Source organism: Cellulophaga sp. BC115SP (assembly GCF_009905545.1).
In the GTDB taxonomy this organism is placed as follows: domain Bacteria; phylum Bacteroidota; class Bacteroidia; order Cytophagales; family Spirosomataceae; genus Flectobacillus; species Flectobacillus rivi.
Map to the genome: position 1 here is coordinate 1 of NZ_JAAALB010000069.1, position 20,370 is coordinate 20,370.

The 20,370-nt window shown below is 35.3% G+C and carries 16 protein-coding genes; 13 read left to right on the forward strand and 3 right to left on the reverse strand.

Going from position 1 to position 20,370, the window contains the following annotated elements:
* Nucleotides 1-391: 391 nt before the first annotated feature.
* The 10 genes from GVN22_RS25270 to GVN22_RS25315 all read left to right on the forward strand — a co-directional run bounded on the left by GVN22_RS25270 (nt 392) and on the right by GVN22_RS25315 (nt 12,326).
* Entirely contained in the window at nt 392-838 is a 447-nt protein-coding gene (locus tag GVN22_RS25270; protein WP_166553792.1) for a lipocalin-like domain-containing protein, read from the forward strand.
* A 132-nt stretch (nt 839-970) separates the two neighbouring features.
* Nucleotides 971-1,639 (forward strand): DUF1080 domain-containing protein, encoded by a 669-nt coding sequence (locus GVN22_RS25275; RefSeq protein WP_166553793.1) that lies wholly within the window; start codon nt 971-973, stop codon nt 1,637-1,639.
* A gap of 525 nt (nt 1,640-2,164) precedes the next feature.
* Nucleotides 2,165-2,887, forward strand: a complete 723-nt coding sequence (locus GVN22_RS25280) for a glycosyltransferase family 2 protein (RefSeq protein ID WP_166553794.1) — start codon at nt 2,165-2,167, stop codon at nt 2,885-2,887.
* Between the two features lie 131 nt (nt 2,888-3,018).
* Nucleotides 3,019-4,254, forward strand: coding sequence for a hypothetical protein (locus GVN22_RS25285; protein ID WP_166553795.1), 1,236 nt, complete (start codon nt 3,019-3,021; stop codon nt 4,252-4,254).
* A gap of 92 nt (nt 4,255-4,346) precedes the next feature.
* The gene (locus tag GVN22_RS25290) at nt 4,347-7,172 is read left to right on the forward strand and encodes a sialate O-acetylesterase (RefSeq protein ID WP_166553796.1); all 2,826 of its coding nucleotides are present in this window, start codon (nt 4,347-4,349) and stop codon (nt 7,170-7,172) included.
* A gap of 166 nt (nt 7,173-7,338) precedes the next feature.
* The gene (locus GVN22_RS25295) at nt 7,339-7,920 is read left to right on the forward strand and encodes a peptide deformylase (protein WP_166553797.1); all 582 of its coding nucleotides are present in this window, start codon (nt 7,339-7,341) and stop codon (nt 7,918-7,920) included.
* A 186-nt stretch (nt 7,921-8,106) separates the two neighbouring features.
* The gene (locus GVN22_RS25300) at nt 8,107-8,838 is read left to right on the forward strand and encodes a DUF1080 domain-containing protein (RefSeq protein WP_166553798.1); all 732 of its coding nucleotides are present in this window, start codon (nt 8,107-8,109) and stop codon (nt 8,836-8,838) included.
* 20 nt (nt 8,839-8,858) lie between these two features.
* Nucleotides 8,859-10,373, forward strand: coding sequence for a Gfo/Idh/MocA family protein (locus GVN22_RS25305; RefSeq protein ID WP_166553799.1), 1,515 nt, complete (start codon nt 8,859-8,861; stop codon nt 10,371-10,373).
* Between the two features lie 48 nt (nt 10,374-10,421).
* A complete protein-coding gene (locus GVN22_RS25310) occupies nt 10,422-11,123 on the forward strand; it encodes a galactosamine-6-phosphate isomerase (protein ID WP_166553800.1) in 702 nt (233 codons plus the stop codon).
* Nucleotides 11,124-11,162: 39 nt separating this feature from the next.
* The gene (locus tag GVN22_RS25315) at nt 11,163-12,326 is read left to right on the forward strand and encodes an exo-beta-N-acetylmuramidase NamZ domain-containing protein (RefSeq protein ID WP_166553801.1); all 1,164 of its coding nucleotides are present in this window, start codon (nt 11,163-11,165) and stop codon (nt 12,324-12,326) included.
* A gap of 56 nt (nt 12,327-12,382) precedes the next feature.
* On the opposite strand, the gene GVN22_RS25320 is transcribed toward GVN22_RS25315, so the two are convergent.
* Both GVN22_RS25320 and GVN22_RS25325 read right to left on the reverse strand, forming a co-directional pair.
* Nucleotides 12,383-13,342, reverse strand: coding sequence for an AraC family transcriptional regulator (locus GVN22_RS25320; RefSeq protein WP_166553802.1), 960 nt, complete (start codon nt 13,340-13,342; stop codon nt 12,383-12,385).
* Nucleotides 13,343-13,476: 134 nt separating this feature from the next.
* Nucleotides 13,477-14,304, reverse strand: a complete 828-nt coding sequence (locus GVN22_RS25325) for an SDR family NAD(P)-dependent oxidoreductase (RefSeq protein ID WP_166553803.1) — start codon at nt 14,302-14,304, stop codon at nt 13,477-13,479.
* 341 nt (nt 14,305-14,645) lie between these two features.
* Between GVN22_RS25325 and GVN22_RS25330 the strand changes: the two genes are divergently transcribed.
* The 3 genes from GVN22_RS25330 (at nt 14,646) to ilvD (ending at nt 18,149) form a co-directional block, all read left to right on the forward strand.
* Complete coding sequence (locus GVN22_RS25330) at nt 14,646-15,515, forward strand: DUF4261 domain-containing protein (RefSeq protein WP_166553804.1); 870 nt, start codon at nt 14,646-14,648, stop codon at nt 15,513-15,515.
* Nucleotides 15,516-15,866: 351 nt separating this feature from the next.
* A complete protein-coding gene (locus GVN22_RS25335; protein ID WP_240915774.1) occupies nt 15,867-16,454 on the forward strand; it encodes a Crp/Fnr family transcriptional regulator in 588 nt (195 codons plus the stop codon).
* 6 nt (nt 16,455-16,460) lie between these two features.
* The gene (ilvD, locus tag GVN22_RS25340) at nt 16,461-18,149 is read left to right on the forward strand and encodes a dihydroxy-acid dehydratase (RefSeq protein ID WP_166553805.1); all 1,689 of its coding nucleotides are present in this window, start codon (nt 16,461-16,463) and stop codon (nt 18,147-18,149) included.
* A 61-nt stretch (nt 18,150-18,210) separates the two neighbouring features.
* Here ilvD and GVN22_RS25345 read toward each other — a convergent pair whose 3' ends face one another.
* Nucleotides 18,211-19,899 carry a DUF262 domain-containing protein gene (locus GVN22_RS25345; RefSeq protein WP_166553806.1) on the reverse strand — a complete coding sequence of 563 codons (1,689 nt, stop codon included), beginning with the start codon at nt 19,897-19,899 and terminating at the stop codon, nt 18,211-18,213.
* Between the last annotated feature and the right edge of the window lie 471 nt (nt 19,900-20,370).

Genomic DNA, 20,370 nt, shown 5'->3' on the forward strand with positions numbered 1-20,370 from the left:
CTGATGAAATACAAATTTTAAATTAATCACTCATTCGCTAAATCACTAAATCGCTAAATTCGGGATGACTCATGTTTTCTTATTTTAACCGATTGACTTCGGTCTTTAAAAATCGTTGTTTGGCGTAATAATATCCATAGAGATACGAAATTATTACGGATGAGAATGCGAGTAAGCCCATGATTAGTAGCTTGAGAGTAACGTTTCTTTTCATGATAGGTATAAATGGTTGATTTTAAGATAGAAGAAGCAATTTTATTCAAAGATATATGCTTTTATTTTACAGCGTATATCTTATTTTTTCAATTGTATAAACGGTAGTGATTTTATCAGATTAGTTTTTTTCATAACTTCGAAAAACCAATTTCTATAAAAATCTAAATAATTTAACATGAAAAAACTTCTATACGGAATCTCAATGGGATTCCTTGCCCTCGCTTGCACATCCCAATCGCAGGAAGCATCTCCAATTGTTGGTACTTGGCAATTAATTTCTGGAACAACCATCAAAGGTAAAGACACTACTTTTACAGATTATACGAAGGGGCAAGAAATGATTAAAATAATTACTCCTACACACTTTTCTTTTTTGCGACATGACCTCAATCATGGTAAAGATTCCACCGCAGATTATAGCGCAGGAGGAGGCAGAGTCAAAATAGATGGTAATAAATACAAAGAATATTTAGACTATTTCAATGTACGAGAGTGGGAAGGAGGCGAATTTGAATTTGATTATGAAGTCAAAGGAGACACCTTAATAATCAAAGGAATTGAGAAGGTAGAAAAACTTGGAGTTAACCATATTAACATCGAGAAATATCTTAAGAAAAAATAAAATGAATCATTCTGGTAGTGTTAGTCAGCTCAAACTGTGGCTAACACTATTTTTTTGATAGGTAAAAAGTAGAATGTATTGTCTTTTACTGCTACAGTAATCAAATCAATCAAACACTAAACTTATCTTTTCATGAGTACTAAGTTGAAATGCACTTTTATCTTCCTTTTGTTCTTGACATCGAGTAGGATTTTACATGCCCAAAGTAAGCTTTTTAATGGTAAAAATCTAAAAGGCTGGTACGCTTACGAACCCAAAATAGGCAAGCATTCAAACGCATCGGACGTATTTAAGGTAGAAAATAATATGATTCGTTTGTACGGAGACAAACTAGGGTATGTAATGACAGAAAAATCGTTTAAAAATTTCCAGCTTACGGTAGTTTTTCGATGGAATACTGATTCTACAGTTACTCGTAAAAGTAGCAAAAGAAACAGTGGAATTATGTATTTAGTACCTACAGCAACAAAAGATACTCTTTGGCCTAAAGGAATTCAATATCAGGTAAAAGACGGAGGCACTGGTGATTTTGTATTGCTACAAGAGGTAACTTTACTGGTAAAAGGCAAACAAACAGAACCAGGTAAAAGCGTCACTTCGTCTAGATTTTCTGATGCCGAAAAACCTGTAGGTGAATGGAATACGGCTGTTATTACCGTAATAGATGGTAATGTGAAACAAGAGTTAAACGGAAAGTTGGTAAATGAAGGAACATTAACAGAGGCAAGTGAAGGCAAAATTTTATTACAATATGAAGGCTATCCAATTGATTTTTCAAAGATTGTGCTGAGAAAATTGTAGTAAACTATTAAAAATTCATTATTAAAGAAGGTGTTCGGAATAACGGACACCTTTTTATTTTTTTAGAGGAAATGGATTGGGGAAATATAGAAAATTAGAACTAGTATTTGCTTTAATCTAAGGCCGTGTTGGTTAATAATATTTTGTCATGGTAAGAAATTGCTATATATTTGCTTCTAAATAGAATAGGTAATTTAGTTGAAATTCTCCTAAGCAATAGTACTAACTGTTTTGAAATAGATTATTATTTATAATAAACTAAAACTAAATATCTCATATTTATGCTACATTAAACTTTATTTTAGCACCTTTAGAGTTTTAATAATAGTTTATAATCTATTCCCGAATTATCTCTGGAACCTTTATTGTTACAAATTTAAAAAATTACTAACATAGTTGTTTCATATAAAAGCAGAGTGTTGTAGTAGATATTTCTGCTTAAAATTTCTACTTATAATTTAAATAGTTAAATCATCTCTTAGAACATAGAGAGATAAAAGAAAAAAAGTTAAACTAAACAGTCAAATGTATCTTTTTCAGAAATTATCAGTTGTAATTCCTGCCTATAACGAAGAGAAGACGATTAAAAGTGTCCTAACCAAGCTTTCCACGGTAGAACTTATTGAAAATATTCAAATGGAGCTTCTTGTTGTAAATGATTGCTCAAAAGACAACACCGAAAAAGAAGTAGATTCTTTTATAAAAGAGAACCCTTCCGTTGATATAAAATACTTCAAACACGAAGTAAATAAAGGTAAAGGAGCAGCGCTTCATACAGGTATTAAAAATGCAACTGGACAATACTTAATCGTACAAGATGCTGACTTAGAATACGATCCTCAGGAGTTTAATATTCTGATAAAACCTATCACCGATGGTCACGCTGATATTGTGTATGGATCTAGATTTATGGGTGGTAATGCACATAGAATTTTATTTTTTTGGCATACCATTGGGAATAAGCTTTTGACATTTTTATCAAACATGTTTTCTAATCTAAACCTAACAGATATGGAAACTTGTTACAAGCTATTTAGAACAGATCTTATTCAGTCTTTAGCCCTCAAAGAAAATAGATTTGGATTTGAACCTGAAGTAACAGCGAAAATTTCGAAAATTAAAGGAATAAGAATTTACGAAGTAGGCGTTTCGTATTATGGAAGAACTTACGAAGAAGGTAAGAAAATCAACTGGAAAGATGGGTTTAGAGCACTCTACTGTATTGTAAAATATGGTTTAATGGACTAATTTTTTCTACATTTTAATAAATAGTTAATACCTAGAGTTTTCGACAAACAACTTACTCATATCGATTGAGATTGTGTCTAATTTTAAGGTGTTGATTGATAAAGTTTTTAGTTTATAAAATTTCTCTAACAGTGAAAGCACTAGCAAGCAGTCAACGCTTTAAATTTATCGTTTTTTTCATCTTTATATATTTGATTATGTTTGTTTTTAAGGACAAACTTAATGTTACATTATATCAGGATGAATTTCACTTTTTCGAAACTACCAAAAAATTTAGTAACTATATTATACCTCCAATTAGCTATTTAGAACACTATCCTGAATTGAATACACCTTTGCCATTTATGATTGGGGGCTGGTGGATAAATTTATGGGGAGACACTATTCAAAATTTAAGAATATTAACTTTTCTATTAAGTTTTGCAATAATAGCATTATTTATTTGGGAAAGCCCAAAAGAGTCTAACAAGTTATGGATATGCGTTTTAGGTGTGTGGCTATTCCCTAATTATTATCTCTGTACCGTTTATTACTACACAGATATGTTTGCAATATTATTTTTATTGGGTGGAACTATTTCATACTTGCAAGGACGGCACTTTCTAAGTGGTTTTTTAATGGTACTAGCCATCTGCTGTAGGCAGTATATGATAGCTTTTCCTATTGCGATATTAGCAAACGAAGTTGTGGGAATCTTTCTTTCTCAGGGATACTCTTTGAAAAAATCATTAAAAGGACTTCTATCAAAAAAGTACCTTATGGTTTATATACTGGCATTTCTAAGTATTATTCCATGGTTTCTTTTATGGGGAGGATTTGCGCCTGCTGATGAAATGAAGAGACAACATTATGATAGTACTTTAACATATAAGGGAGGTTTTGTTTTATATTCCTCAGCTGTTGTCGCTTTTTATTTTGTTATACCAGAAATATTGTTGATGCGTAAAATAAATGTATTATTACACTTTGTTAGAAGCAACCGCGTTGTATCTGTTTTGTGCTTGTTAGTTGTAGGGTTTTTGGTTTGTTTTACGCCAGCTGTACAAACATATAATCCGTATTTCACTTGGAAATTTTTAGGATACTTAGATATGGGTTTAGTCAAAATAGGTGTTACAGAATTAATAAAGCAGATTATATTTGGATTATTAATGTTTCTAGCTCTAATTCGCTTTTTATCAGGAGGCTTAAATATTTCTACTTGGGTATTTATTATTAATGGAATATTATTAGGTAAGGCTCAATTATCTTGGGATAAATATTCATTACCTACAGTAGTTATTTTGTGGTTTTTAGTACTTGTTGAAGAAAAATATTTTAATCAGCCTAGTAATCTAGACAAGAAATATGAGATATTTCATGTTTAATATATATTGAAATTTTACGATAAAAAGCCCTGTAGATATTCACTGAGTGAGCATTTATAGGGCTTTTATTATGAACCAAACATTAATAGGTTATGAGTAATTTTAACAAAGTTTTTGCGTTAACATTTTTTTTGCTTTTCGCGATTGGGCTGACTGAAAAGCTTCAAGCTCAACGAGTTTATTCGGTAATCTTTAATGATTTACCCCAAGACTCCCAACTTTTTCCAAGAAATAATAATAACATTGCCAATATTCCAATCAAAGGAATTATTGAAGTGCCAGGATGGACATATTTGTCAGTAATTCTCACAAGAGAGGGAAAAAACTATGGTTATTCAAGAGGCTATATCAATTATACTTCAAGTACATTAGGAAACTTTTCTGTACCTAATGTCAATATAAAGGCAGAACCTGCTGAATATGAAATTTCAATTTATGCAATGAATGCGAATGGCAAAGACTCTTTATTTATGGCATCTCGTCAACATCTTGTTGCTGGAGATATCTATGTATTAAATGGCCAATCAAATGCCTATGCATTCAATATTGGAAATGAACCTTTTTTTTATGATAACAAATACATCAGAACGTTTGGGAAGCATTTAGGTCAGGTCTCTGATACACTGTGGGTAAACCCAAGCCCTCAAGTGGGGGCTTTAGCACTCTCATTTCAAAAATATATTTTTGAGAATACAGGTATTCCAACGTGTATTATTAATGGTTCTGTCCCAGGTACAGGAATCTCTCAGCACTTTAAAGATGAAAGCTATCCAACAAACCTAGGTACTATTTATGGTTCTCTTCTATATCGAATACAAAAATCAAGGGCTATAGATAAAATAAAGGGATATATCTGGATTCAAGGAGAAAACGATATATTCGATAACTCAACGACTTATCCAGACGATTTTAAGAAATTGTTCAAATCTTGGCAGATAGATTTTCCTGCTATTGAACATTATATTGTTGCACAAAGTAATGTTTATCCAATCCCTACTATAAATGCTGCTAGTATTAGAAATTTTCAACGACAAACCCCTTTATTATCTAGTAAAATAGAGGTTTTAGCTTTAAATGGATATGAAACTTTAGATGGTGTTCACCACACTAATAAAGGGTATTTTCAGATTGCAGCTCGTCTTTATAAACTATTCGGAGCCCAATATTATGGGGTAACTGATGATATTAATAATCATTCTCCTAACGTAAAAAGAGCATACTTTACCTCATCAAAACACGATGCTGTTGCTCTTGAATTTCCTGAAGGTACCGAAATGGTAGCTGTTCCTGATACAGTTTTAAAGAGCCCATATACAGGGAATATCGTTACCTTAGGGATTAAAGATTATATCTATTTTGACAACGATGAGTCTCGTACCGCAACTATCACAAGAATTGACTATTCAGGAAATAAAGTAATATTTAATTTTAATGCTCCAATCTCGTATAATAAAATAGCTTATTTACCTGGACGTTATTATACTTTTGATTTTACTAAATATATGGGTCCAAGTATGAGGTCTAAAAATGATTTACATGCGTGCTCATTTTATGATGTTGCCATTGAAAGTGAAAATACGGCACCATTGTTGCCTCCTAATCTTACTGCAACTGCATTATACTTTGACAGGGTTAATTTATCTTGGAGTAAAGTAGATAAGGCTGTTAACTATGTTTTAGAAGTGCAAGATAAAGGTATTTACTCCGTAATTGCTACTCTTGATTCATCAGTAACATCTTGGGTACATCAAGGTTTGCTCCCTAGTACTTTATATACCTATAGAATCAAAGCCATAAATACCACTCAAACTTCTTCATATAATGGAACAACTGTCACAACCACAGCTCTATTAGATTCACCTGTAATAAGTGCTTCTCAAGTTGCTATTGGTGAAGTAAAAGTTGTTTGGGGTGCTGTAAAGGGTGCAAATTCATATCTTTTAGAAAGAAGTATCAATGGAACAACTTTTTCAGGAATAGGAACATTTAACTCAACAACGTTTTCTTATGCTGATACAAAAGTGGCGTATGGATTGAGTTACACTTATAGATTAAAAGCTTTTGGTACAGGAACAGAGTCTCCATTAGTAACTACTTCCATAAAAGTAGTAAATGAGCTTGTAACACCAGTTTTAAAACAAAATGCCATTTATACCTACGGCTCTGGAATAGCAACCCTTGAAATAGGATGGACGTCAGTTAATGGTGCTACAAGTTATCAACTTGAAAGGAAACAAGCAGGGCAAACTTATCAAATTTTAAACAATCTTGATAATGCTAAGAATAGTTATAACGAACAATCACTTGCTGCTAATGCCAGTTATACCTACCGAATCAAAGCCAAAGGAAATTTTACAGAATCTAAATACGACTCCTTAACTGTGTTAACCCCCAATGTTTTAACTACTCCAACTTTAGCAGTCGAAGAAAATCTTACCAATAAAACGTTGTTAATTAGTTGGAATAGTGTACAAGGAGCAAGTACGTATCAATTTACAAGAAATATTGAGGGACAAAGTACAAGTATGAAGACTACTTTATCTACCAATAAATTAGTAGATTCTACCTTTATTCAAAAAGCTAACTATACTTACAAACTGCAAGCTTTTGGCGCAAATACAGAATCAGCCATTGCTACAAAGACTTTTACAACTTCTTTAATCTTGGGGAATGAACCGCTAGCCGTTGAGTCTTTGGTTTATCCCAATCCATGTCACGATTTTGTATGGATTAGGTTGCCGTATTCTACTTCGGGTGGGGTAGATTTTATCGATACTCAAGGTAGAATTATCAAGTCTGTTGAATTTAAAAATCAGGAATTACTGGAAGTTTCATTGCAAAATCTTCCTGCTGGCATATACTTCACTAGAGTCCAAACCGCAAAAGCCATTTGGAATACGAAAATTCTGGTAAACTAACAGGCCTTTTTACTTTAACTTAAATCCTAAAAGGAGCATTGAGCATTACTACTCAATTCTCCTTTTTTTGTTGGTTTTTTGAGGAAATTAATTGAAAATGAGCATGTTGTTTGGTAATTTGTCAGTTATTCAACTTCATTAATTTACTATCTCAAACCTACTGCTCATGATTCAACCAATATTTGTATATGGTCAACACATACTAGAACAGCCTTGTACAGATATTCAATTAGAAAGCCCTCAACTTCAGAACTTAGTCAATAATTTGTGGGATACCATGCGAAATGCTCAGGGTTGCGGTTTGTCAGCCCCACAAATAGGTTTGCCCTACAAGGTATTTGTCATAGATAGCCAAAATGCCTTTCAAGCTATTGGGAAAGGTTTTCGGAAAAGATATTTTGATGCTGAGGACAAAGGAATCCAAGGGATATTTATTAATCCTCAACTCTTGGAGGTGTCTTCAAAAATGTGGAAAGCAGAGGAGGGCTGCCTCAGCTTGCCAAGCTTAATCAAAGGAGTTAGTAGACCGTGGCAAATCAAAATCAGTTACTACAACGAACAATTAGAACATCGCATACAAGAATTTTCTGGCCTTACAGCGAGAATGATTCTACATGAATTGGATCATACCAATGGGATTTTGCTCATAAATCACATGGGATTGTTGACCAAGAAGTATCTTTACTTTAAGCTTAAATCTATCAAAAAAGGTCGTGTAAAAGTATCCTATCCTATTTCTACTCGCTAAATTTTCCTTTTTCCTTCTTTTCCTCTATCAGGTTCTGTCCAGAGCAGAACATGGTAAAGTTTTGTTTTTTAGAAAAAAAGTTCAACATTTATTCCCGCATCATTGAAGTCTCGCAAGACAAGTCCTCTAATGTGCTTGACATCTCACAATTCTGCATAAATACGTAATTCAAACTATCTATTTAATATGAAAAACTCTTCCATTATAGTGGCCTTATTGGCTGTAAGTACAAGTTTCTATCAATGCCAATCTCCCAAAGAAAGCTCGAACGAATCAACGAAAGTAGCTTGGAAAGAGCTTTTCAATGGCAAAGATTTAAGCGGTTGGAAACATGTAGGACCCGGTGCGATGGTTGTAGAAGATGGTATGCTTCATGGCGAAGGAGGCATGGGTTTGCTATATCGGGAAGGTGAAAAATATGGTAATTGTGTGTTTCATATTGAATGGAAAATGCAAAAGGAAAATAGCAATTCAGGGGTTTTTATTCGTATTCCTATCGAACCTTTGGAAGAAATGATGCCTGTGTTTTATGGAAATGAGGTACAAATCGATAACAAACCAGAACTTTCTGGTGAAGATGAATACCATTATACGGGCACCTTATATTCATTTTCGAAACCTCTGGCAAAACCTGGAAAACCTGGTCCCGAATGGAACTCTATGGATATTTACCTAGATGGTTCACGAACAGTAGTAATGGTCAATGATGTGAAGGTTACTGATTTTAAAGATGGAGACCCTGTGCCAAAACGGAAATTTGATTTTGAGCCTTTTCATGGAGCAAGACCTGATTCGGGGTATTTCGGATTACAAAATCATGGAAAAGAAGATATTGTCTACTTTAGAAAAGTAGCTGTAAGACCTGTCACCAAAGAAGACCGTGAAATTGGTAATTTGAAAAGCAGAGCAAGTAAGTAAAACCTTTAAGGCTATTTTCTATGGATACTACTACAGAGAAAAAACTCACTAATCGAAGAAATTTTGTCAGACAGACTTCCTCTGCATTGTTTGGATTAACGATTGTTCCTAGTACTGTGATTTCGGGGCTTGGGCATGTTGCACCAAGTGATAAATTGCATTTGGCTGCTATCGGCTGTGGAGGCGAAGGTGCGGCGGATATAGATGCACATATCAAAACGCCCAAAAAAAATGTGGTGATTTCGCATTTATGTGATGTCGATGACCGTATGGCTAATCCGATGAGAAAACGTTTTCCTAAAGCGCATTTTTTTCACGATTGGCGAGAAATGTTTGAGAAAGAGCATAAGAGCTTTGATGCCGTTACCGTGGCAATCCCTGATCATAACCATGCTATCGTAGGATTGGGCGCGATGCAATTGGGTAAGCATTTGTATTTACAGAAACCACTGGCTCATGATATTCACGAGGTTAGAGTTTTGACTGAGGCTTCCAAAAAATATAAAATTGTTGCTCAGATGGGCGATCAAGGGGCATCAAGTGAAGGATTGCAAACTTTGCGTGAATGGATAGAAGCTGGAATTTTAGGAGATATTGAAAAAGTGTATTGCTGGACCGACCGTCCCGTCTGGCCTCAGGGTATTGCTTGGCCTAAAAAAGCATCCAAAATTCCCAAAGAGTTGCGTTGGGATTTATGGCTCGGAACGGCTAAAAATGTGAACTACATTGATAATTTAGTACCATTTAATTGGCGCGGTTGGTGGGATTTTGGAACTGGCGCGCTGGGAGATATGGGTTGTCATATTATTGGCCCTCCCTTCAAATTACTTGAATTAGGCTATCCAACAGAGGTATCTGGTAGTGCAAGTACAGTTTATAATGGAATTTTTAAAGAAGGAATTTATCCAGAAAGTGGACCTGTTTCGAGTTCGTTGAAGTTTACCTATGAACAAAAAAATGGAAAGAAATTAGAGCTTTATTGGATGGATGGAGGAATCACCCCCGAAAGACCTATTGAGCTAGATAGTAAGGAAAACATGAATGATGTCATGGGCGATTTTACCAAACTCAATGATTTTGAGGGAGCAACTCTTTTTGTAGGAACCAAAGGCAAAGCTGCTTGCGGATGGGGAGGTAGAAGTCCAATTTTATTACCACTTTCAAGAAATGAAGAAGTACATGTGCCAAAAAAATATCCACGTGTGGTGGGCGACATGGATGGTCATTATTGGCAATGGATAGATGCATGTATTGCAGGTTATGGGAAAAACGAATTAAGCTCGCCCTTCGAGGGATATGCAGGACCTTTGACAGAGACTGTTTTGATGGGTAATTTGATTTTGAGAAGTTTTAATATTCGTCAGAAAGTAAAAAGAAGCGACCCTGTTTATGGCGATATGGAGACTTTTACCTTTCCTGGAAGATATATAAACTATAAATGGGATGGAGCTAATATGCGTATTACCAACTTTGAAGCAGCTAATCAATTTATTAAGAGAGAATATAGAAAAGGCTGGAACGAACTAAAATTATAAATTATTGGAGATACAACCTATCTCCAATAACACCTTAAAAGCGCCAAAATGCACATTGAATATTTTTCGGATTACCTAGCCATGAGCGAACGCGCATGTGACCTCATACTTCATCAAATTGAAGAAAATCCTCAAACTTTACTCTGTCCTGCTACTGGAAATACTCCACTCAAAACATATCAATTATTAGCACAAAAGCTTTTGGAAAAACCAACAGAGCTTCGTCTGCTTATGTTAGATGAATGGTATGGTTTGGACAAAACACAGGAGGGAAGTTGCTATGCTTTTTTACAGAAGTATTTGGTCGAACCATTACAAATTCCCATTGAACGTTTTTTTATATATGATTCTCAGACCTCCAGCCCTGAGGAGGCGTGTTTACGTATGCAATTACGCTTGAAGCAAGAAGGACCTATCGATTTAATGATTTTAGGAATTGGTCTCAATGGGCACCTTGGTTTTAATGAACCCAACGATTTTTTAAGTCCAGCCTGTCATGTAGCAGAGTTAGAGGAGCAAACCAAGCAACATACCATGATTGGAGAGTTGTCCATTAAACCAACTAAAGGTTTAACTTTGGGTATGGGAGAAATTTTACAAGCTAAAAAAATCATCTTGTTAATTAATGGAGTGCACAAAAAAGAGATTACCAAGGCATTTTTGAAGGGAGAAATAAGCACTCATCTACCAGCCTCATTTTTATGGTTACACCCCAATGTGACCTGTTTGATAGAAGCGAACGCTTTATGAAACCACTATTATAACCCGAATTTATACTAAAACTCATCAATGAACATTCACTTATCTTTTGGCATAGACCAACTTATTCAACATTCGAGCCCAGCACAATATAGTCGTATTGGTTTGGTAACCAACGACGCTGCATATACAACCATGGGGCAACAATCTCGCTTAGCTTTGTTAGAGGCAGGTTTTTCAATTCAAAAGCTCTTTTCACCCGAACATGGTTTATCTGCCAAAGGTCCAGATGGCGCGTTTATTCCAAATGGCGTAGACAGCCTTACCGCTTTACCAATTGTAAGTTTATACGGAGAGAAATTAGCCCCCGACTCAACAGATTTAATGGATATAGATACCGTTTTTTTTGATATTCCAGATATTGGGTTGAGATATTATACCTATCTCTGGACACTAACTCATGTATTGGAAGCATGTGCAGCTCATCAAAAGAAATTAGTGATTTTGGATAGGCCTAATCCTCTATCAGGAAGCATAGAAGGACCTATGTTGGAGGAAAAGAATTGTTCCTCTTTCATTGGACGATGGAATATTCCTGTGCGACATGGTTGTACCTTGGGTGAGTTAGCCATGTTCTTTAATGCAGAAAAAAATCTTCAGGTTGACTTACAAGTTGTCTCATGTAAGGGTTGGAATAGAAACCTTATTTTGAGAGATTATGGAATGCCATTTCAGCCAACTTCGCCTGCAATTGTTTCATGGGAATGTATGTTGGCGTATCCCATCACTGCTTATCTCGAAGCAACAAATCTAAGCGATGGACGTGGTACCGATGCGCCATTCGCACAAATTGGTGCACCTTGGCTACAAGGATTTGACTTATCAAAACTCCAAGGATTGACCGAAGATGTAGTGTTTGAAAACTGCCAATTTGTACCATCTGAAGGCAAGTTTATGAATGAAGTATGTTATGGGCTTAAAATTAGGGTAAAAAAAGCCCAATATTATCCATCAACCTTGTTAGGGCTGTGCCTTATAAAACTCATCAAAGCTCAATATCCTGCTTATTTTTCGTGGAAACCTTATCCAACTCGTGCGAATCCTACAGGTTTGCGCCACTTAGATTTATTAACAGGAATTTATCAATCAGAAAGACTTTTTGAACTGACTTGGGTGGATTTCCTTTCGCAGATTAAAGACTTTACTCAAATCACCGAGTGGCAACGAAAAGTGTCTCCATATCTTTTATACTGAGAATCTAATTGGAAATTTTGATTTTTTATCCACAAAATCATTAAATAAACCCAAGCTTAATTTTGTGAAAAAGAGAGTTTGAATTTTTCTCTAAACTCCATGGGACTCTCCTGTGTTTTGTTTTTGAAAAGCTTGCTGAACGATTGAGGATGTTCAAAACCTAACTCATAGGCAATTTCAGAAATTGTTAAATTCGTAAGAGAAAGTTTTTCTTTGGCTTTCTCAATAAGTTTTTGGTGAATTAACTGCTGAGCGTTTTGTCCTGTCATCGAACGGAGCATATCACTCAGATAACTCGATGAAATATTGAGTTGGTCTGCCAAGAATTTTACCGTTGGAATGCCTTGATTTAAAGAAGCTTGTTGGTTGAAATAGGTATCCAACAACTCTTCCAATTGTTGAAGCATATCATGACAAACAGGTTTTCGGGTTATAAACTGTCTTTTGTAAAAACGATTGGCGTAGTTTAATAATAACTCAAGTTGTGAAATGACCACTTCTTGGCTAAACTCATCGATTCTATTGTTTAACTCAGATTCAATCATTCTGAAAATGGATAAGATTACTTCTTTTTCCTCATCAGACAAGTGAAGCGCTTCTCTCGAAGAATAGGAGAAGAAACTATATTGTTTAATTTTCTTGGCAAGCGGAAAATTCCATAAAAAATCGGGGTGAATCAAAAGAATGATTTGTTGATTAGCGCAAGTGCCTTGTGGGATAGCATTTAATTCCTCCTCGCTTTTACCGATAATTTGATTTGGTGCAGCAAACAGTAAACCACCTTCGTCAAAATCAAAATAGGTTTGTCCATATTTTAACTTACCACCGAAGTAGGGTCTAAAAGATATTTTATAAAAACTCAAGGCATGTAAATGTGGACCTAATTCCAGAAAAATCTTTTCGTCGATACCGTTTACAATACTGATAAGAGGGTGCTTGGGTAGCGGTAAACCAAAGGTTCGATGCGCTTCGGATAGAGAATCGAATTTGTAAAAGGGAATTTCTTCTTTTTTCATACTTAAAATTTTTACTGTTATAAAACCACAAGCCTTGAATTAACAAAGGAATAGTAAGATAGATTCAAGAATAGAAAAATAGAATTGGGATGAATGCACTTTTTACGATGTATTCATCCCAACTCTTTAATGAGTTAAAAGTCTTGAGCTGCACTTGATACCGCTTCCCATTTCTCCCATTCTGCTAATCTTTCTGCATAAGTTTCACGTAAATGAGGAAGATTGTATTTCCCTAATAAAAAGCGAAGAGGAGGGTTTTCTGAATCAACAACTTGGAATATTGCCTCAGATGTTGCCAATGGGTTTCCTCTATCAAGTTGTCTTAATGAATCAACAAATTGAGATTTGAATTCGGTATATTCCTCCATGCCAGCTGAAAACTTCAGAGATTCAGGACTTCCAAATTCAGTGGCATAAGCACCAGGTTCTACAATAGTCACCTTAATGCCGAATTGTTTCACTTCCAATGCTAAACTCTCATGAATCGATTCAAATGCCCATTTGGATGAACAATAGTATCCAATGACAGGTAGGGTGATATGTCCTAAATTGCTAGACGTACCCACAATATGTCCGTATCCTTGTTTGCGTAAATACGGCAAAGCCGCTTGAATTACAGCTACAGGTCCCAAAACATTGGTTTCGTACAGTGCACGAATTTCATCAGCCTTTCCTTCTTCGATGGTTCCTACGAGAGAATAACCTGCGTTGTTGAAAATAATATCTATTTCACCAAAATGTGCAAAGGCTGTATCAATGGCCGATTTGACTTGGTCAATTTTGGTAACATCCAAGGCTAGTGGCAGTACATTATCCCCGAATTTTTCACTCAAATCTGCGATACTTGATAACGATCGAGCAGTAGCAACTACTTTGTCTCCACGCTGTAAGGCAGCTTCTGTCCAAACACGACCAAAACCTCTTGAAGCACCTGTAATAAACCAAACTTTTGTATTTTTCATGACTATTTTGTTTTAAATCTTAACGATACAAAGTTCTGTTTTACTTTGAAGTTCGGCGTAGCCAAAATGAGGAGGTTTGTAGTCAAAATGAGGAAGTTGTGGAGAAAGCATAGAATTGAAAGCTAATGACTTCCAATGTTTCGGGTTGTAATATGAAGTAATGAGTCAAAATCAAATATCAAGTTATCAAACCATCATTTATTTGTAGTGTTTCATGAGTACCTGATAACGTATTATTTATATAAGCTGGACAGATTTTTAAGCAAAATAAATTAATATTGAAAATATTTCATTCATATCTAACATTTACCCCGTCACTCTAAAATCTGTACTCATAACTTATGGGATTATTCGATATTTTTAAAAAGAAATCACAGAATTCTTCTTCAGGGTCAACGCAGGAATTTCCACCAAACAACCCAGAAATGCAAACGGTTTGTTTGTTTTTTGAAAACGAACCATTATTGGATAAAGCGACTATTTTATCTGAGTTAAAAGCCAGATTTACAAACGTAGAAACGGTCGATGATGATTTGTCAGATTCACCTTTGGTCTTCTTTTTTCCAGACTATTTAGTGCCTTTACAAGAAGGTGCTGTTCCAGCACAAGGTGCTATAATCACGATGGATCAACAGCTACAATTGGATAGATTTACTACTGCTTTTCGTCAGTCATGGCATTGGGATAATGCAGAAAAAATCATGGCAGCTTGTAAATATGAAATCAACCTGACCGATCTGATGTCACGGTCTTTGCCTCCAGTGGCTCGATTAGCGTATTTTCAAAAGTTTGTATCTGCTGTGGTAAAGGCAACTAATCCACAAGTAGTGTATTTTAGAAATAGCGATAAACTCCTTGATCCAGGCGATTTTTTAAACACTTGTGATATTGCTCAGAACGATTTTTTGCATGCGGCTCTAAACGTGAGGTTGTTCAGTGTAGCCAACGGTAGTGAAAAAGAACTATTGATGGATACGCTAGGACTACATGCTTTTGGACTAACTGATTTTGAATGTAGATTCACCGATTATGACCCAAGTGATATAGCTAAGGTGTTGCAAAATTTGGCTTATTATATCTTTGAAACAGGCGATACCATCAGAAGTAATACGACTGTGGAGGGTATTGGAAAAAATCCGATTTGGAAAACACAATTTGCCAATGCTAAAGTCGAACCTGAACGACTGGTGGTCGAAATAATTCCCCGATAAAATCTCTAGATATTTGAAATTTAGTGATTGAGAGTGATGAGTGATTATTTTTAAATAAGTTAGTGAGTAAAATAAAAATAATTTTACCCGAATTAAGCTTTATGAGGTAGGTTAAAAGTTAAATAGTATTTCTCATAAAGTAATAGAAACTTTTTTGCCTAATGCCTACAGCTTACTGCATAAAGCGTATCAATGTAACTTTATTCTGCTAGAGGCATAATCACTCATGCACTAAATCACCACTCACTAAATTCAAAATGAGTCATATTTTTGATGTCACAATCGATTTTGACCCAAGTCAATGCTTTTCCATTTTATTTCTTTTTATTTTGAATCCATAATAGAATAAAGATGATGAAAACGGAGCTTGCTAGGTTAATTCAGAGGAAAACGGCACTTACCGAAGAGGAGCTTGCTTCTATCTTGAAGTGCTTTAAATGGGTAAAAGTTAACAAACATGAGCATCTTCTGGAACAAGGAGAGGTGGCTGACCAACTATTTTTTATTCAAAAAGGCTGTCTGAGATTATATTACAATACCGAAGAGTTTGGGATTGTAACCCGTTTCATGGCTTTTGAACATACCTTTCTGACTTCTCTCGTGAGTTTTATTGCTCGTGAACCTTCTACGGAATTTATCGAAGCCGTTGAAGATTCAGAGGTACTATCTATTTCACATCATGATTTTCTTCAATTAAGAGAAAGTATTCCCGCATGGGACAAAATTTATATTTACATCTTAGAATATGGACTAACTGTAATCACAGGACGACTAAGTAGTATACTCACGCAAAATGCTACAGAGCGATATACTTCTTTGCTCGAAAATAATCCAGAACTAATCCAAAGACTCTCAAATGCGAATCTGGCGTCTTATCTTAATATTTCTCCTGAAACTTTGAGTCGACTAAAATCTCGCATTTTCAAACAGAAAAAATAACTAAATATGAGAAGTGATGAAGTAAAACGTGGGTACCAACGTACGCCACACAGAGCCCTATTGCGTGCCACTGGACTCAAAGACGCAGATTTTGACAAGCCTTTTATTGGTGTAGCCAACTCTTTTATTGAAATTATTCCAGGGCATTTTTTCCTTAATAAAGTTTCTGAAATTATTAAAGAAGAAATACGTGCCAATGGTTGTGTTCCATTTGAATTTAATACCATCGGAATTGATGACGGTATTGCCATGGGGCACGATGGTATGTTGTATTCGCTACCAAGTCGTGAATTAATTGCCAATTCTATCGAAAGCGTAATGAATGCCCATAAATTGGATGCTATGATTGCGATTCCGAATTGTGATAAAATTGTCCCAGGAATGATTATGGGAGCATTGAGAGTGGATGTTCCTACCATTTTTGTCAGTGGCGGTCCTATGGTAAAAGGATACAAAAAAGATGGTTCTCCAATCGACCTAGCTACAGCATTCGAGGCTGTAGGAAGGCATGAGGCTGGGACTATTAGTGCAGAGGAATTGAAGGATATAGAATGCAATGCTTGTCCGAGCGGAGGGAGCTGTTCGGGAATGTTTACCGCAAATTCAATGAATACTCTCATGGAAGCCATGGGTATTGCATTGCCCGGCAATGGAACAATTCTGGCACAAACCAAAGAGCGTGAAGAGCTTTATCGTCAAGCCGCTAGGAGGATTTGTACAATTGCGAAGGAGGATGCATTGTGGGAAAAATTCAAACTTAAAAATATTTTGAATCTTAACGCTGTAAAAAATGCCTTCGCAGTTGATATGGCTATGGGGGGAAGTACCAATACGGTATTACACATGCTTGCCATTGCCAACGAAGCTGGTGTAGATTTTCAGTTGAAGGATATCAACATAATTTCTCAGAGGGTTTCACACATTGCAAAAATCTCACCTAGTTTGAGTACCATACACATGGAAGACATCAACCGTGCTGGGGGCGTAAATGCCGTGATGAAAGAAATGACCAAACGAGGGGACGATGTTTTGTTGGATAACCTCACAATTGGTGGAGAAACATTATTTGAAAAAATCGTCGATGCCGAAATCAAGGATACCAATGTCATTCGAAGAATCAATAACCCTTACAGTCAAGTAGGAGGGTTGGCTATTTTGTATGGTAATTTGGCTGAACAAGGGGCGGTTATCAAATCGGCGGGACTAACTGGTAGTCGTGTATTTACAGGAAAAGCCGTTTGTTATGACGGTCAGGCAGAGGCAATTGCAGGAATCTTGGCAGGTGAAGTAAAGGCAGGTGATGTAGTTGTAATTCGCTATGAAGGACCTAAGGGTGGACCTGGAATGCAAGAGATGTTGAGTCCTACGAGTTTATTGATGGGTATGGGGCTAGGAGCTTCAGTAGCATTAATCACTGATGGCCGTTTCAGCGGAGCAACCAGAGGAGCCTCCATTGGGCATGTATCACCAGAAGCAGCTGAAGGAGGAATGATAGGTTTGTTAAAAAATGGAGATGAAATACATATCGATGTGGACCAGTATATTCTTTCGGTAAATTTATCCGACGAGGAAATTGCGGAGAGGAGAGCAGCATTTGTACCAATCAAGAAGCCCTTAACATCAAGATGGTTGAATCAATATCGAGCTTTAGTAACTAATGCGAGTAATGGAGCGGTCTTGAAGACTGATTGGTAAGATAAATTATTGAAAGGAGTTGATATTTTCTATTCAACTCCTTTACTATTTAGGTCATATTCTAGTTGCTTAATTCCTGAATTTTCCAGATAGCCTTCGCATGTTTTGCTAGTTGCCTTTGTCTAGAAGCTATTTTTGCTTCGTCCCATGTACTAAACTTTGTAGGAATTGAATTGGTAAGTTTAGATTGTGATTTTTCAAATAATTTACATTTTTCTGCAAAGGATTTTTGAGCGGCTTCTCTATTTAATTTTTTTTCAAGTAGGGTTAAATTTCCTATCCTAAATCTTGAACGATTAATTTCATCAAAAGAAAACTCTCCCCATTCTTCATCGGCATTTTCTGGTAAAATATGCTCAATCGTAAATAAATCACTATCAACATCAATTTCGCTATTATACTCATATATTTCAATCTTTGCCAAAAGGTATTTGACTATCTTATGATTTCTGGTGGTGTTTTTAAATTCTTTAGTTGAGAAATCATTTTCAAAACTATTATCTTGAACGTAAATCGATTGAAAATCAGAAGCTGAGAATTTTTTTTGTGATTCAATTCGTAAGGCTACCGCATTATATACATCTTCTTGAGCATTTGGGTTTAATCCACCTATTATGTTGTATCTTAATGAGATAATAGAGCAAGTTTTGGTTAATTTACTAAACCCTTCACTTGTAAGATTTCTATACCCTGACATGAAAAGGGAGTATGTTTGACGAATTTGAAAAAGTTTAAGCTCTCTGAGCGCTTTTTGAATTTCAGGTTTGTCTCTCCATAGGTCATCTTCTGGATTTTGAATAGCAAGAAATATATCAGCAGTATCGTTTAGATTTCTAATCAAACCAAAGACTTCTTGTTTGGTTTTAATACTACTTTTAATAGTTTTAAACAGATTTTTCTTACCAACAGATTTGCTTATGCTGTTCCAATAATATCTTAAGTAATCTTCAAATTTTTGCTCGCCCAATTTGCCAACTATTTTACTCCAGATATTTTCTAATTCTTCAATTTCTGAAATATGCGGTTGTGTTTCATCAACCACTGAAAATAAGTGGTTTTTTAATAAATCCGAAGATGATAATTGAACACCTCTAGCATTTAAGGTTTCAAATACTTTAAAGGCGTTAAGCTGGTCGGTAACTTCAATAACCGTAAAAAAAAGCTTATCTACAATATTGTCAACAAAACCAGCTAGCTCTTCTCCTGTTTTGTACTCTTTTTTGATTCTATCATAATACCAATTAAAACATTCTCTCATGTGTTTTTCTGAGGTATTGGTATTGCGAAGAGGTAAATCTTTTAAGAGTACTAAATGCTGTTTGTAGTAGTCATTACTATTACGATTTAGCTTAAGTTTATTGTTAGATATTAGTGTAACAGGGTCTATATAGCCGATATAGCTATTGAGTAAATTGTTTTTTCTCAACTGGTTACTTTCTGGGTCAATGTTTGAATCAACCAAATCGTTTAGGCATTTGAGCGTAGACAGAATTAAAATGCTCATTGTAGTTAGCCTTTGTTGTCCATCAATTATCTGAAACTCTTTGTTATTTGAAGTTTGAAGAACCAGATAGCCCATATAATGCTCCTCGTCCTCATTAGACATAAGAGCCTTGAGGTCCTGCCATAAATCATCCCATTGTTCAGTATCCCAAGTATAGTCACGCTGAAATTTTGGAATTTCATAACGCAAACCATTTCCCATTAATTGTCTATAAGTTTTATTGGATGTTCCTTGAATACCTCTCATGATATTAAAATTTTGCTTCAAAAATTAACAGTTGTTTTCTCTATAAATTCATGAAACTCATTCATAAATCAACAAATTTAAAGTAAAATCAAAAGTAAAAAGTTTTCACGATACATTTGGGGGAATTGGTCATTAAAATAGATATGGATGGAAGTTAAGACTTATTAAGGAAAATAACTTCCTCTCTAAAAACTACAACATACTATCCTGCAATATCATTATAGGAATCTAAAAACTGTTGAGAATAGAAATAGATACGAAGGAGCAGCTAATTGGAAAATTCAAATGGAGAAATGTAAGAAAATAAAGATTGTTGGTCGTTTTTTTACTGATGAAACAAGAAAAACTGAGTTAGAAAAAGTAGACTAAAATAAGTCTAAATCAATAAACAAAAAAACATGAGTCATCCCGAATTTTGCATTGCGAAGTAGCACCATAGCATGTTATGGATGGCAGTTCTCAATCGATAAA